The 14,209-nt window shown below is 68.1% G+C and carries 18 protein-coding genes; 5 read left to right on the plus strand and 13 right to left on the minus strand.

Features of this window, described 5'->3' with window-relative positions; all coding sequences use genetic code 11:
• The 3 genes from A5701_RS15570 to A5701_RS15580 all read left to right on the plus strand — a co-directional run.
• Window positions 1–441 (plus strand): SMP-30/gluconolactonase/LRE family protein (locus tag A5701_RS15570; RefSeq protein ID WP_197504989.1); only part of this gene is annotated, 441 nt, incomplete at its 5' end.
• Window positions 442–454: 13 nt separating this feature from the next.
• Complete coding sequence (locus tag A5701_RS15575) at window positions 455–1,291, plus strand: thioesterase family protein (protein WP_067755215.1); 837 nt, start codon at window positions 455–457, stop codon at window positions 1,289–1,291.
• A 28-nt stretch (window positions 1,292–1,319) separates the two neighbouring features.
• On the plus strand, window positions 1,320–1,862 hold the full coding sequence (locus A5701_RS15580) for a TetR/AcrR family transcriptional regulator (protein WP_067270068.1): 543 nt from the start codon (window positions 1,320–1,322) through the stop codon (window positions 1,860–1,862).
• On the opposite strand, the gene A5701_RS15585 is transcribed toward A5701_RS15580, so the two are convergent.
• The 8 genes from A5701_RS15585 to A5701_RS15620 all read right to left on the minus strand — a co-directional run bounded on the left by A5701_RS15585 (window position 1,859) and on the right by A5701_RS15620 (window position 8,485).
• Window positions 1,859–2,209 carry a hypothetical protein gene (locus A5701_RS15585; RefSeq protein ID WP_067755218.1) on the minus strand — a complete coding sequence of 117 codons (351 nt, stop codon included), beginning with the start codon at window positions 2,207–2,209 and terminating at the stop codon, window positions 1,859–1,861. The genes A5701_RS15580 and A5701_RS15585 overlap by 4 nt on opposite strands.
• Window positions 2,210–2,243: 34 nt before the next feature.
• Window positions 2,244–3,584: an FAD-binding oxidoreductase gene (locus tag A5701_RS15590; RefSeq protein ID WP_067755222.1), complete on the minus strand. Its 1,341-nt coding sequence runs from the start codon at window positions 3,582–3,584 to the stop codon at window positions 2,244–2,246.
• An 18-nt stretch (window positions 3,585–3,602) separates the two neighbouring features.
• Window positions 3,603–4,196 carry a DNA-3-methyladenine glycosylase I gene (locus A5701_RS15595; RefSeq protein ID WP_067755346.1) on the minus strand — a complete coding sequence of 198 codons (594 nt, stop codon included), beginning with the start codon at window positions 4,194–4,196 and terminating at the stop codon, window positions 3,603–3,605.
• 18 nt (window positions 4,197–4,214) lie between these two features.
• Window positions 4,215–5,159 carry an aldo/keto reductase gene (locus tag A5701_RS15600; RefSeq protein WP_067755225.1) on the minus strand — a complete coding sequence of 315 codons (945 nt, stop codon included), beginning with the start codon at window positions 5,157–5,159 and terminating at the stop codon, window positions 4,215–4,217.
• Window positions 5,146–5,898 carry a cysteine hydrolase gene (locus A5701_RS15605; RefSeq protein WP_067755228.1) on the minus strand — a complete coding sequence of 251 codons (753 nt, stop codon included), beginning with the start codon at window positions 5,896–5,898 and terminating at the stop codon, window positions 5,146–5,148. Before A5701_RS15605 ends, A5701_RS15600 begins: the two co-directional genes overlap by 14 nt.
• A gap of 99 nt (window positions 5,899–5,997) precedes the next feature.
• A complete protein-coding gene (locus tag A5701_RS15610) occupies window positions 5,998–6,588 on the minus strand; it encodes a TetR/AcrR family transcriptional regulator (protein ID WP_067755231.1) in 591 nt (196 codons plus the stop codon).
• A gap of 39 nt (window positions 6,589–6,627) precedes the next feature.
• Window positions 6,628–7,368 carry a glucose 1-dehydrogenase gene (locus A5701_RS15615; protein ID WP_067755234.1) on the minus strand — a complete coding sequence of 247 codons (741 nt, stop codon included), beginning with the start codon at window positions 7,366–7,368 and terminating at the stop codon, window positions 6,628–6,630.
• A gap of 16 nt (window positions 7,369–7,384) precedes the next feature.
• Complete coding sequence (locus tag A5701_RS15620) at window positions 7,385–8,485, minus strand: diacylglycerol kinase (RefSeq protein WP_067755237.1); 1,101 nt, start codon at window positions 8,483–8,485, stop codon at window positions 7,385–7,387.
• A 110-nt stretch (window positions 8,486–8,595) separates the two neighbouring features.
• On the opposite strand from A5701_RS15620, the gene A5701_RS15625 reads away from it, so the two are divergent.
• Complete coding sequence (locus tag A5701_RS15625) at window positions 8,596–9,495, plus strand: alpha/beta hydrolase (RefSeq protein ID WP_067755240.1); 900 nt, start codon at window positions 8,596–8,598, stop codon at window positions 9,493–9,495.
• Here the strand turns inward: A5701_RS15625 and A5701_RS15630 are convergent.
• Window positions 9,492–10,115, minus strand: coding sequence for a TetR/AcrR family transcriptional regulator (locus A5701_RS15630; RefSeq protein WP_067755243.1), 624 nt, complete (start codon window positions 10,113–10,115; stop codon window positions 9,492–9,494). The two genes, A5701_RS15625 and A5701_RS15630, sit on opposite strands and share 4 nt — an antisense overlap.
• Window positions 10,116–10,279: 164 nt before the next feature.
• Between A5701_RS15630 and A5701_RS28230 the strand changes: the two genes are divergently transcribed.
• A complete protein-coding gene (locus A5701_RS28230; protein ID WP_007167223.1) occupies window positions 10,280–10,405 on the plus strand; it encodes a hypothetical protein in 126 nt (41 codons plus the stop codon).
• Between the two features lie 66 nt (window positions 10,406–10,471).
• Here the strand turns inward: A5701_RS28230 and A5701_RS15635 are convergent, their stop codons facing one another.
• The 4 genes from A5701_RS15635 to A5701_RS15650 all read right to left on the minus strand — a co-directional run bounded on the left by A5701_RS15635 (window position 10,472) and on the right by A5701_RS15650 (window position 14,003).
• Entirely contained in the window at window positions 10,472–11,896 is a 1,425-nt protein-coding gene (locus tag A5701_RS15635) for an NAD(P)(+) transhydrogenase (Re/Si-specific) subunit beta (protein ID WP_067755250.1), read from the minus strand.
• Window positions 11,893–12,222 carry an NAD(P) transhydrogenase subunit alpha gene (locus A5701_RS15640; protein WP_007167221.1) on the minus strand — a complete coding sequence of 110 codons (330 nt, stop codon included), beginning with the start codon at window positions 12,220–12,222 and terminating at the stop codon, window positions 11,893–11,895. Before A5701_RS15640 ends, A5701_RS15635 begins: the two co-directional genes overlap by 4 nt.
• A gap of 9 nt (window positions 12,223–12,231) precedes the next feature.
• Window positions 12,232–13,314, minus strand: coding sequence for a Re/Si-specific NAD(P)(+) transhydrogenase subunit alpha (locus A5701_RS15645; RefSeq protein WP_067755253.1), 1,083 nt, complete (start codon window positions 13,312–13,314; stop codon window positions 12,232–12,234).
• 227 nt (window positions 13,315–13,541) lie between these two features.
• Window positions 13,542–14,003, minus strand: coding sequence for a nuclear transport factor 2 family protein (locus tag A5701_RS15650; protein WP_067755348.1), 462 nt, complete (start codon window positions 14,001–14,003; stop codon window positions 13,542–13,544).
• Window positions 14,004–14,209: the final 206 nt, after the last annotated feature.

The raw sequence follows: 14,209 nt of genomic DNA on the forward strand, positions 1-14,209 counted from the left end.
GCCCGCGTCGTCGCCGAAGAACTCGACTTTCCCAACGGCATGGTGATCACGCCCGATCGCCGGACCCTGATCGTCGCCGAGTCGATCGGCCGGCGGCTGACCGCGTTTACGATCGATGAGGACGGCGGGCTGGCCGACCGCCGCGTTTTCGCCGAGGGCCTCGACGGTCCGCCCGACGGCATCGCGCTCGACGCCGACGGCGCGGTGTGGGCGTCGATGACGCTGGCCCACCAATTCGAGCGGATCATCGAGGGCGGCGCCGTCACCGACCGCATCGACATGGGTGAGCGCGTCGCCATCGCCTGCGCTCTCGGCGGCCCCGAGCGCCGGACGCTGTTCCTGTTGTCCAGCACGGACGCCTATCCCCAGCGCCTGGTCGGGACCCGGCTGTCCCGGCTGGACGCCGTCACCGTGACCACCCCCGGCGCCGGCCTGCCCTGACGAGAGATTGAGGATGACCGACTCCTACTACGAGCTCGTCGACGGCGCCGACCCGCTGGGGGAGAAGTTCCGGGCCACCGACCTGGCGCGCGGCACCTGGTCGGCCGCGATCCAGCACGGCGGGCCGGTGTCCGCGCTGCTGGTCCGCGCCCTGGAGCGGTGCGAACAGCGCGACGACACCCGCCTGTCCCGCGTCGTCATCGACCTGCTGGGCGGGGTTCCCGCCGAGGGTGACCTGTGGGTCAACGCGCGGGTGCAGCGCGGGGGCAAGCAGATCGAACTGGTCGGGGCCGAGATGCTGGCGCCCGGTCCCGACGGGGAGCCCCGCCCGGTGGCGCGCGCCAGCGGCTGGCGGTTGCAGACGCTGGACACCCGGGAGGTGGCCCACGCCGCGCCCGACATGCCCGCGCCGCGCAGCGAGGCACGCGACCGCAACCTGACGGCGCGGGACTGGGACCGCAACTACGTGCACAGCCTCGACTGGCTGTGGCTGACGGAACCGCTCAGCGAGGGCCCGGGCGAGTCGTGGATTCACCCGACCGTGGACCTGGTGACCGGCGAGAGCATGACACCGCTGGAGCGCCTGTTCGCCGTCGCCGACTGCGCCAACGGCATCGGCAGCAAGCTGGACATCAGCCGATGGACCTTCCTCAACACCGATCTGGCCGTGCACGTGTTCCGGGTTCCCGACGGGGACTGGATCGGCATCCGCGCCGAGACGAGTTACGGCCCGGACGGCGTCGGCACCACGGTCGGCACATTGTTCGACGAGCAGGGCGCGGTCGGGGCCATCCAGCAGTCCGTCCTGGTGCGCCCGCGCCCGCCCAAGTCCGGCCGGGGAGCGAAATGACCTTCCACCACTTCGTAGAGTTGCAGATATGAGCCGGCCGGCCCAGACCGCAGAACCTGACACCTCGACGCGTCAGCGGATCCTCGACGCCACCGCCGAGGTGCTCGGCCGCAACGGCAAGACCAAACTCAGCCTTTCCGACGTCGCCGCCCAGGCGGGGGTTTCCCGCCCGACGCTCTACCGCTGGTTCGCGTCCAAAGAGGAACTGCTGTCCGCCTTTTCGAGCTACGAGCGGCAGATCTTCGAGAGCGGCCTGGTGCGGGCCACCGCGGGCCTGAAGGGGGTCGACAAGCTCGACGCCGTGCTGCGGTTCATCGTCGAGTACCAGCACTCGTACTCCGGCGTCCGCATGGTCGACGTCGAGCCCGAGCACACCATCGCCCAGTTCTCCGGGGTCATCCCGCAGATGCGGGAGGGCCTCCAGCGCCACCTGCCCGGACCCAACGCCGCGGTGAAGGCGGCGACCGTCATCCGGATCGCGATCTCGCACTACATCGTCCCCAGCGACGACGCCGATCAGTTCCTGGCGCAGCTGCGGCACGCGGTCGGCATCAAGCCGCCGTCCGATTAGTCGAGCTGCACCGCGACCTTGACGCGGCCCTTCTCGTCTCGGCTGGCGCTCGCGTGTCCGGTCCGGTCCGCGCCGTCGAAGTTGAGCAGCGTGATCGGACCGCCCTCGCCGAGAAAGTTCCGCCACCAGGTCTTGTTATCGGGCGACATGACGTTGATGACGATGCCGTCACCGGAGCGGCGGTAGCCGACCGGGGTCTGGATCGTCTTGCCCGAACGCCTGCCGACGTAGCGAATCTTGATCAGCCCGCGTCGTACCAGTCGCCCGACGACGGGCGCGTCGATCATGCCGTTGAACAAGTTGTTGACGACTCCGACGATGGGCGTGTCGAAGATCCCGGATGCCATGGATCCCAGCTTATGTCAGGCGGCGCAAGAACGATCAGTCGAACAGGACCGCGGCGTTCAGGTAGCCGGTCGGGTCCAGCGCGGCCTTGATCGTGCGCATCGCCGCGACGTCCGCGGGCTCGCGGGACATGCCCAGGTAACCCCGCTTGCGGGTGCCGACGCCGTGTTCGGAGCTGACGTTGCCGCCGGATCGCGCGATCAGTTCCATCATCGGCCTGTACAGCGCCTCCTCCCTCTCGACTTGGCAGCGCAACACGTTGAGGTGCAGGTTGCCCTCGCCGATGTGGCCGAACAGCACGGGCAGCGCCTCCGGCGCGTGGGCGTCGATCAAATCGACTGCCTCCGCAGCGAATTCGTCGATCGACGACAGTGGTAGGGAGACGTCGAACTTCAGCGGCGGCCCGTACACGCCGAGCACCTCGACGAGTGATTCACGCACCTGCCACAACCGCTGCTGCGCGGCGACATCCACGCCAACCGCGGGTTCGGAGGACATTCGCGCGCCGTCGAGCAGGTCCGCGAGCCGGTCGGTCTGGTCGTGGTCGGCGGCCAGTTCCACCAGCAGCAGCCAGTCGCCGTCGACCGGTGAGCCGACCCCGAGGTGCTCGCCGGTCAGCGCGGCGGCCCGGCCGTCGATCAGTTCCAGCGCCGCGATGCCGTCGACGTCCCGGAACGTCCGGCCGGCATCGATCAGCGCCGCCAGGTCGTCGAACCCGCAGATCGCCGTCACCCGCCGCGCCGGGGTGGGGTGCAGGCGCAACTCCAGCGCGGTGATCACCCCCAGGGTGCCTTCGGCGCCGACGAACAGCGCCGACAGGTCGTAGCCGGTGTTGTCCCGGCGCACCCGGCTGTGGCGGCGCAGCAGCGAGCCGTCGGGCAGCGCCACCTCGAGGCCGACGACCTGTTCGCCCATGTTGCCGTAGCGGACCGTGCGCAGCCCGCCGGCGTTCGTCGACGCCATCCCCCCGACCGTCGCCGTGTCCCGCGCGGCCAGGTCCACGCCGAACAGCAGGCCGGCGACCCCCGCGGCCCGTTGCACCGCGGCCAGAGTCGCGCCCGCGCCCACCTGAATGCGGCGCTCGACGGTGTCGACAGGGTCGAGGGCGTGCAGCCGCTCGGTGGACAGCAGGACATCGTCGTGCTCGGGGACGGTGCCCGCCACCAGCGACGTGCGCCCGCCCTGCACGGTCACGTGGGACCCGGCATCCCGGCAGACCCGCAGCACCTCGGCGGCCTGTTCGGCCGAGCCGGGGCGCACCAGCGCACTGGCCCGGCCCCGATAGCGGCCGGTGTGGTCGACGCTGCGGCCCGCGAGCACATCGGGATCGGTGACGACGTGGTTCGATCCCACTACCTCGGCCAGGCTGCGCAGCATGCTCGCGGTTATAGCACCTCACGCCGGGGCACGGAAACAGCCCTCGAAATGACCGTTTTCAATCCCGACGGTATGCATGAACGAGTGGGCGACCACGGGTCCGACCATCCGAAAACCCGCTTCTCGCAACGCTGTTGACAGCTGGCGCGATTCCGGACTCACCAGCCGGCCATCGCTGAAGGTTCGGAGCCGATGGTGGCTGTGGGGTCGATGCTGCCAGGCCAGACGCGACAACGAGTGCGTCGATAACAGGCGGGCGTTGTGTAGCGTGGCTTCGATCTTGCGGCGATGGCGAATGATCGACGCATCGGTCATCAACCTTTGCACGTCGCCGGGCGTCATTGCTGCGACCGCCGCCGGGTTGAAGCCGTGGAACGCCTTGCGCAGGTTGTCCCGCTTGTCGAACACGGTCGCCCACGACAGGCCGTTCTCGAAGTAAGTCAGCACCAGCGCCTCGAAGAGCAAGGCCTCGTCGTGTGTCGGTGTTCCCCACTCGTGATCGTGATACGCGGTCAGATCGCGGCCCGTTTGGGTGGCCCACCGGCAGCGGGTGACGCCGTCGGGACCGGGTATCACGCTGGCAAGGTGGGTCGGCACGCCGACGCCGGCCATCGCCCTCACGACACGACCCTAGCCCCGAGGTACCTCGGCGAATCCCGGTTCACCCGCGTCGACGACGGAATTGAACCGGATCCGAGTTTCCAGACGTTCGTTGATCTCTTGGATCGCGCTGTCGGGAAGCGTTGTGACATCAAAGTTCTCGCGGATGCGCGGCGGTGAAACCGATGCGGTCAGAACCGCGCTGCCGCGCTGGATGCCCCAGGCCAGCAGCACTTGGGCGGGCGTCTTGCCGAGCCGCCGCGCGATCGATACGACGAGAGGGTCCTCAAGCAGCCGCGGTTCGAGTGCGTGCCCGAGTGAGGCGAAGGCCAACAAGATGATGCCGTCGGTCTCGCGCAGCTGGTGCAGCTCCCATTGGGGGTGGTACGGGTGCGACTCGACTTCCACGACCGCCGGCTTGATGCGCGCGGTCTCGATGATCTTTCTGGTGCCGTCGGCGTCGATGTCCGAGAGGCCTATTGCCCGCGTAAGGCCCTCGTCGACAAGGTCTTCCATCGCCGCCCAGGTTTCCGCCAGGGTGACCCCGTCGTCGTAGACGACGGCCCCGTGAATGTCACGGGGGTCTTGGTCGTCGCCCGGCTTGAAAGCGAACGGGGTGTGCACCAAATACAGATCGACCGCGTCGAGCCCGAGCCTGTCCAGGCTGGCTCGCAGGGCGGGCCGCACCCGCTCCGGTCGATGGTTGTTGTTCCACAACTTGGTGGTCACGAACAATTCCTCGCGGCGGACCGCTCGTTGCGCGAACAGATCTTTGAGGGCCGCACCGACCTCGGCTTCGTTCCGATACCGCTCGGCGGCGTCGAGGTGACGGAACCCCGCTTGGACCGCGGTCTTTACGGCATCACGCGTCTTGGTGTTGTCGGACAGCGAGGTGCCGAACCCGAGCGCCGGGATCGCGCCGCTCCCGTCGTTCAGCACGAACCTGCGTTGACTGAGACTTTCATTCGGTGCCATGGCGTTCGGACTCCTTTGTTTTCGACGGATCTACCGGGTTGGTCAGCAGGGCGACGGCTTCGGACGTGGTCCAAACGGCGCTGGCGAGGAATCGGAAATTCACCAAAGCGGCGAGGTAGCCGTCACATTCGGGCAGGCGCGGGCCGGCCGTGGCATCCTTGACGACGGCCACCTCGAAGCCCTGCTCGATGAGTTCGCGGAGATGGCCTTCGACGCACAGGTTGGCGGCCATCCCCGCCAGGACGACCTGGCTGACCCCGCGCTTGCGCAGCTGAAGCACCAGGTCATTCGATTCCGGGCCTACGATCTTGTGGGGTGAGGCGATGACGGTCCGGCCGTCGTGAATGTGGTTGCGGTAGGCCGGCAGGAAATCGGCGCCGGAGCCCACGAATCCGTCTGCCGCGTAGGCGCTTTGGCGCGCGAACATGCCGGCGGAGTCCATGAACTTCTCCAGCGGATCACCGAACCGCCACTGCTTGTCGGTGGGAAAGAAGTAGTGCGGCGACACCGCGACGGTGATGCCCGCCCGTTTCGCGGCGTCGAGCAACTCGCCGATATGGGCGACGACGTCGTTGTCCCGGACGCCGTCGCCGAACACCTGCCATGCGGCGCCCGCCGGGCTCAGGAAATCGATCTGCGGATCGATGAGAACCAGCGCGGCGCGGTCGAGGTCGAGCTCGAAGCCGGAAGCGGGCAGCCCAGGCGTCTGGGGGTCGGCGTCTCTGGTTGGCTCCGGCATGGCGCGTCCTCGGGGTCGGAAGGGGTGGTCCCTCGATAATAAATGACCAGTCGTCTATTTAACAAGCGGCGCCCGTGAACGATTCCGCCGCCGACCACATCAGTGCAGAAGCGCCTGGACCGTCGTCGCCTCGAATCGGTCGTACGGGGCCCTACTGCGGGTCACCTTCCCCCGCAGGGCCGCACCTTCCCACGCCTCGATCAGTTGGGAGGCGAGTTCGGGAGCGGCGAGGTCGCGACGGACGCCACCGGAGCGCCGCTGCCCGGACCGCACACACTCGGTGAGGGCGGCGCCCCAGCGATCGAGAATGCGCACGAGTTCGGCGCGCACCGGCTCGCTCGAACCGCCCAGCTCGAGCGACAGGTTGCCGATCAGGCAGCCAAGCAGGAAATCGCCGGCCTCGTGCTCGTCGGCAAGGGCATGGAAGAAGCGGGTGATCCGGTCCTGTGCCGGACCGGCTTCGTCGAGGATCGGCAGCAGGCGCGCCTCGATGTCGGCCCAGTAATGCTCGAGGATCGCCGCCGCGAACGCTTCCTTGCTTGGGAAATACGCGTAGAACGACCCCTTCGGGACGCCCGCCGCGTCGGTGATGTCCTTGACACCACTCGCGGAAAATCCCCGAGCGTGCACCAGTTCGAGCCCCGCGGCAAGGAGGCGACGGCGCACCTCGGGATTCGGCGGACGCGGCATTCCTCGATGGTAGCCGACCGGTCGCCTATCTTCGACGGTCTAGAACGCCTTGTGCGGCACGTCGGTCACCAGCCCGCCGTCCATGACGAACTCGCTGCCAGTCGAGTAGGACGACTCGTCGCTGGCCAGGAACAGGATGAACGTCGACACCTCCCGCGACTCGGCCGGGCGGCCGAGCGGGATCGTCACCATGTCGTCGGGCAGGTGCTGTGTCATCGGGGTGCGGATGAAGCCGGGGTGCACCGAGTTGACGCGGATGTTGTGCGGCGCCAGCTCCAAAGCCGCGGACTTCGCCAGGCCGCGCACCCCCCACTTGGAGGCGACGTACGGGTGCACCATTGGCGCGCCGCGCAGCCCCTCGATGGAGGACACGTTGATGATCGACCCGCCGCCCGCGGCGATCATCGGCTCGACGGCCGCCCGCATGCCCAGGAAGGTTCCGGTCAGGTTGACGTCAATCACCTTCTGCCACTTGGCCAGATCGAAACTCTTCAGCGGTCCGAGCGCGACGGTCCCGGCGTTGTTGACCAACACGTTGAGCTTGCCGAATTCGCTGACCGCGGTCTCGACGGCGGCCTCCCACTGGTCGGGCTGGGTCACGTCGAGGTGGACATAGCGAACGGCGTCACCGATTTCGTCGGCGACGGCCTTGCCCTCGTCGTCGAGGATGTCGCCGATCACCACCTTGGCGCCCTCGGACGCCAGCAGCCGCGCATGCTCGGCGCCCATCCCCCGGGCGCCCCCGCTGATCAGCGCAACCTTGCCATCTACCCGTCCCACAGGGACTCCTTTCGATTTAAGTGCTCACCAAAGTGGTTGGTGCGTAAAGGCCTTTGCCGGTGACCAACGGCAGGTCGAGCGTGGTCCGAATGCCGGGCGGTGCCGCGATGACCGCGGGGATCGCATTGACGATGCGGCCCGCGGCGCCGGCGATCGCCGCGTGGTTGTGATCGCCCTTGCGGCTGCTCGGGATGATGTCGACGGCGTACGACGGCTCCCCGGTGATCTCGACGCGGTAGGAGCCGTCGCCCGCGGCGGGCTGAGGCAGGTCCGGCCGCAAGTCGGGCCGCAGCCGGGTGACGTGCTCGATGACGATCGCGGGGTGGCCCTTGACCATGCCGCGGATCTCGAACTGCAGCACCGCCACGGTGCCCTTGGCGACCCGGCCCACCGCGATATCGAAGTCCTCCGGCGCCGGCTCCCGCTGGTAGGACTCGGTGATCTCGTCGACCTCGATGCCCAGGCCGGCGGCCAGCTGACGGATCGCAGTGCCCCAGGCGATGCTGAGGATGCCCGGTTGCAGCAGCATCGGGATCTCGTCCATCGGACGGCCAAACCCCATGTAGTGCATCACCTCTGCGCCGTCGTAACTCGCGTAGTCGTGAATCTCCATGCAGCGCACCTGCTCGACGCGCTGGCAGGTCCCGGCGAGGGCGAACGGGATCAGGTCGTTGGCGAATCCCGGGTCGACACCGCTGATGAAGATGCTCGAATTGCCTTGCTTGGCAGCGTCTTCGACGCGGCCGATGTACTTGTCGGGCATCACGCCCCACGGGTATTGCAGCAGCCCGGGCGAAGAGCCGACGACGTTGACACCGGCGGCCAGGATGCGCATGACGTCGGCCATCGCCTCGGGCAGCCGGGTGTCGCCCATCGCGCAGTAGACGACGCACTCGGGCCGGGTGGCCAGCAGCGCGTCGAGGTCCGAGACGGCCGTCACCCCGGTGACCACACCGGGTTCCAGGGCGACGCCGCAGAGTTCACCGGCGTCCTTGCCGACCTTCTCCGGGGTGGACACGCACACGCCCGTCAGCTCGAACTGCGGATTGGTGATCAGCTCGGCCAGGGCCAACCCTCCGACGTTTCCGGTACCGACATGCGCGACGCGGATCGCCATGAGAGTCTCCGTCCGTTGAGCGCTCCAAACGTTTCTAGACAGTAGTCCATAAAATCTTTGCCGCATACCGGCGGACGGGTCGCGATCACCCGGGGCAGAATGGCTGGCTGATGACACAACGCGAAGACGTCCGATTCCCCTCCGGTGGCGATCTGATCAGCGCCTGGCTCTACCGGCCGGAGGGCGGAGAACGCGCGCCCCTGCTGGTGATGGCGCACGGCCTGGGCGGGGTGCGAACCATGCGGCTGGACGCGTACGCCGAACGGTTCAGCGCGGCCGGGTACGCCTGCCTGGTGTTCGACTACCGCAACTTCGGCGACAGCGAGGGCCGGCCCCGCCAGGTGCTCGATGTCGGACTGCAGCTCGCCGACTGGGCGGCGGCGGTCGCCTACGCGCGCACCCTGCCCGGGATCGACCCCGACCGAATCGCGTTGTGGGGCACCTCGTTTGCCGGCGGCCACGTGATCGCCACGGCGGCCCGGCTGCCGGGCATCGCGGCCGCGATCGCCCAATGCCCCTTCACCGACGGCATTGCGTCGGCGCGCACCATCAGCAACCCGCTGGTCTTCGCTCAAGTCGGTCTGCTGGCGGCGCGTGACCTGCTGGCCGCCCGGATGCGCAAGCCCCCGGTGATGGTGCCGACGGTCGGGAGACCGGGCGACGTCGCGCTGATGACCACGCCCGACGCCTACCCCGGCTACCTCAGGCTCGTCCCCGCGGGTGAGGAACTGACCAACGAGGTGGCGGCCCGCATCGCGTTGACGATCATGGCCTACCGTCCCGGCCGCGACACCGCGAAGATTCCCTGCCCGATCCTGTTCTGCGTGTGCGAAGCCGACTCGGTCGCACCGGCGGCGCCGACGTTGCGCTACGCGGCCAAGGCCCCGCGCGGCGAGGTCAAGCTGTACCCCGAGGGCCATTTCGCGATCTACGTCGACGAGGCGTTCGAGCGTGTCGTCGCCGACCAGCTCGCCTTCCTCGACAGACACCTCAAGGGTGTGAGTCCTTAGGGACCGAGCGGGGAGCTCGTGCGGATCGCTTCGTCACGGATCAGGCCGCGCAGCAGCGCGGTGCTGAATTCCGCGGCGATCTCCTTGGCGCTGCGACGTCCACTGGGGCGCAACCACCGGTAGGCACCGAGTGTCATGCCGATGTAGCCGAGCGCCAGGACGTGCGAATCGCACTGGTAGAACTCGCCGCTGGCGATCCCCCGATCGATGAGGCCGTGGACGTGTTCGTAAACCTGGGTCTCCTTCTCGCGGACCGCGGCGACCTGCTCCTCGGAGAACCACTCGGTGATGTAGGGCTGCTCCTGGAAGTAGACGGCCGCGCCCTCGGGGTTGGCGGCGATCTGGTCCAGCAGCCGCACGGTGTACTGATACAGCGCCTCGCGGGCGGTCATCGACGGATCGTCGTGAACGGCGGCCAGCGTCCGCTCGGCGGCCTGCTGGTAGATGTCGTAGAGGATCAGGGACTTGCTGGCGTAGTAGTGGTAGACCGTCGCCTTGTTCAGGCCGATCACGTCCGCGACGTCGTCCATCCGGGTGCCGTGGTAGCCGCGCGCGGCGAACAGCTTGGTGGCGACAGCCAGCAGCTCCTCACGTCGCGTTAGTCCGTTCTCGGATGGCATCTGCCCTCGCTATCGTCACTGCCGGGCGGGACCTAGGGTGCCGGGCAAGGCCAATTATCAATCAACTGGTTGGACAGTTTAGGCAAACGCCAGGTGTCGCCCCGACACGGATGGGACTAGACTCGCTGTCACAAAGCTCAAGTCGCGACTGGAGGGGTGGCCTCATGGATCCGAGTCCGGACTACGACGCTAGCGACGAGATCGAGTTCTTCTTCCGCTACGTCCCGTGGGGGCTGCGCGGGGTGGTCGACGGCAATGGCTACCCGCCGCCCGCCTACCCGCCCGTCTAGCGACCCTGGTGGCGACCCGCAGCGCCCGGCTCCGCCGCGCTCGCGATCGCCACGGCCGTCTGGCCCTTAAAGCGCCTTCAGTTCCTCGGCGACCTCGGTCACCGACTTCTTCGCGTCCCCGAACAGCATCGTCGTCCCCTCGGCGTAGAACAGCGGGTTGTCGATGCCCGCGAACCCGGAGTTCATCGACCGCTTGAGCACGATCACCGACTTGGCCTTGTCGACGTTGAGAATGGGCATGCCATAGATCGGACTGGATTGCTCGTTGCGCGCCGCCGGGTTGGTGACATCGTTGGCGCCGATGACGATCGCCACGTCGGTGCGGGCGAACTCGTCGTTGATGTCGTCCATGTCCTTCATGGCGTCGTAGTCGACCTCGGCCTCGGCCAGCAGCACGTTCATGTGGCCGGGCATGCGGCCGGCGACCGGGTGGATCGCGTACTTGACCGGGACGCCCTTGTCCTCCAGCAGCGAAGCCATGTCCTTGACCGCGTGTTGGGCCTGCGCGACCGCCAGACCGTAGCCGGGAACCACGATCACCTGGTTGGCGTAGGCCATCTGGATCGCCGCGTCGGCCGCCGACGTCGCCTTGACGTGCTTGTCGCCTCCGCCGTCGCCACTGGGCGCGACGCCGCCGCCGCCGAATCCGCCCGCGACGATCGCCGGGATCGAGCGGTTCATCGCCTTGGCCATCAGGTTGGTCAGGATCGAACCGGAGGCGCCGACGATCATGCCCGCCACGATCATCGCGGTGTTGTTCAGCGCCAGGCCGGCCGCCGCGGCCGACAGCCCGGTCATCGCGTTGAGCAGGGAGATCACCACCGGCATGTCGGCGCCGCCGATCGGCAGCACCACCATCAGGCCGAGCACACCGGCGGCGGCCAGCAGGCCGATCATCCACCACAGCGGCACCCCACCGGTGCCGGGGTGGGCGTGCAGGCCGATCACCACCGCGGCGGCCACCGCGGCGGCCAGCAGCAGCAGGTTGATTGGCTGTTGCGCCCTACCGAACCCGATCGGCGATCCGGAGATGATCTCCTGCAGCTTGCCGAACGCGATGATCGATCCCCAGAACGAGATCGACCCGATGATCGCGGCGAAGAGCGACGCCACGACGATGTGCACGGTCGGCGACTCCCCGTGCTGGAAGGCCGAGAAGCCGCTGGTCTCAATGAATTCCGACAGCGCGATCAGCGCGACGGTGCCGCCGCCCACGCCGTTGAAGAAGGCCACCAGCTGCGGCATGGCGGTCATCTTGGTCAGCCGGGCGGGCGGAACGCCGAGCACCACGCCCACGACCAGGCCGGCGATGATCAGCACCCAGGACTCGGTATGGCGGATCTTGATCAGCGTCGCGCCCACGGCGATGGCCATGCCGACCGCGGCGATCAGGTTGCCCCGCACCGCGGTCTTGGGCCCGGTCAGGCCCATCAAGCCATAGATGAAGAGGGCGAACGAGATGATGTAGAGGACGGTGACCAGGTAGTTCATTTCGCCGCCAGGTCTTCGGTCTTCACGGGCACGGCCTTCTTCTTGCCCTTGAACATCCCGAGCATCCGGTCGGTGACGATGAAGCCGCCGATGACGTTGAGCGTCCCGAACACCACCGCGACGAACAGGATGATCTGCACCGCCAGCGAGGGGTGCTCCACCTCGCCGAAGACCACCAGCGCCCCCAGCACCACGATGCCGTGAATCGCGTTGGTCCCCGACATCAACGGCGTGTGCAGGGTGTTGGGCACCTTGGAGATGACGGCGAACCCGACGAACCCGGACAGCACCAGGATCGCCAGATTGGCCAATAACTCGTCGTACATGTAGTCCTCTCAGGCCCGCGTGACACAGGAGGCCGCAACGACCTCGTCGTCGAAGTCGGGGGCCAGCTTGCCATCGGTGATCAACAGGTCCAGTAGCGCCGTGATGTTCTTGCTGTACAGCTCGCTGGCGTGCTCGGGCATCGTCGCCGGCAGGTTCAGCGGCGAGGCGATGGTCACGTCGTGCTTGACGACCGTCTTCCCGGGCTCGGTGAGTTCGCAGTTGCCTCCGGTCTCCCCGGCCAGGTCGACGACGACGCTGCCGGGCTTCATCGACTCCACGGCCGCGGCGGTCACCAGGCGCGGCGCGGGACGCCCCGGGACGAGCGCGGTGGTGATCACGACGTCGAACCCGGCGATCGCCTTCTCCAGCGACTCCTGCTGCTCGGCGCGTTCGGACTCGGTGAGCTCGCGGGCGTATCCGCCCTCACCGGCCGCGTCGATGCCGAGGTCCAGCCACTGCGCCCCCACCGAGCGGACCTGGTCGGCCACCTCCGGGCGCACGTCGTAACCGGAGGTGCGCGCGCCCAGCCGCTTGGCCGTCGCAAGCGCTTGCAGGCCGGCCACCCCGACGCCGAGCACCAGCACGCTGGCCGGCTTCACGGTGCCGGCCGCCGTGGTCAGCATGGGGAAGAACCGCGTCGACTCCGACGCGGCCAGCAGGACGGCCTTATAGCCGGCCACGTTGGCCTGCGACGAGAGCGCGTCCATCACCTGGGCCCGCGAGATGCGCGGAATGGCCTCGAGCGCGAACGCCTGCACCCCGGCCTCGGTCAGCGCGCCGATCGAGTTGTCGGCGTTGCGCGGTGCCAGGAACCCGATGAGCGTCTGCCCGCGGCGCAGCCTGCCGACCTCTTCTTTGGTCGGCGGCGCCACCTTCACGACGATGTCGGCGGTCCAGGCGTCCCCGATGCTCGCGCCGGCCTCGGTGTAGAGCTGGTCGGGCAGCAACGCCTTTTCGCCCGCCCCCGACTCGACCACCACCGCCACACCGCTGCTGATCAGCGACGCCACCGCCTTGGGGACCAGCGCGACCCGTCGTTCGTCGGCCCCGGACTCGGCGACCACCCCTACCGTCGTCTGCGCATCTGTCATGGCGCGTACATCTGCTTTCCCGTTTCCTGCCGTTTGGATGTGCCGCTGGCTGGCCGCACGCTTCGCTACCTTAACGCCTGCCGGTTTTCGGCCCGGACGTGCGATCGACCGGGGCGGGATGCCCCCGAGCGGCCGATCGACTCCCGTCGATGGTTCGTCACCCGAGGCGCACGCAGTACCGGCCGCCGTGTTGTGGAGTCACACCAAGGCGTTGTGGCCGCGGCGGGTTACCAGAGCGGGATGTCCCGGCCGTGCTGGTCGGCGGGCCGCGGGCCGAAGTAGCGGCGCTCGGACTCGTCGATGCGCACGTCGTTGATGCTGGCCTCGCGACGCGCCATCAACCCCGACGGGGAGAACTCCCACAGCTCGTTGCCGTAGCTGCGGTACCACTGGCCGCCCGCGTCGCGGCATTCGTATTGGAACCGAACGGCGATGCGGTTGTCGTGAAAGTCCCACAAGCTTTTCCGCAACGCGTAGTCGAGCTCGCGCTGCCACTTACGGGTCAGGAACGCCACGATCGCGTCGCGGCCGACGACGTGTTCGTCGCGGTTTCGCCACTGCGAGTCGGGCGTGTAGGCCAGGCTGACCTGGTGCGGGTCGCGGGTGTTCCACGCGTCCTCGGCGGCCTGCACCTTCTGCAGCGCCGTCTCGTAGGTGAACGGGGGCAACGGCGGACGGGACTCGGTCATGGCGTCCATGGTGCTCGACGGCAATCGCGACACATAAACGTCTGCGACGACACGCCGCAGCCGAACGCAATGGGTTATGTCTCGCGGACCCGCGACCACTCGCCCTACCGCGAGACCGCAACCACGCACACCCGTCGCGGCGTGCCGTGTGCGAGGTTTCAGTGTCGCGCGGGTGAACCAAAGCACTCGCCATATGGGGCCACCCC

The sequence above is a fragment of the Mycobacterium sp. E3305 genome, assembly GCF_001666785.1.
In the GTDB taxonomy this organism is placed as follows: domain Bacteria; phylum Actinomycetota; class Actinomycetes; order Mycobacteriales; family Mycobacteriaceae; genus Mycobacterium.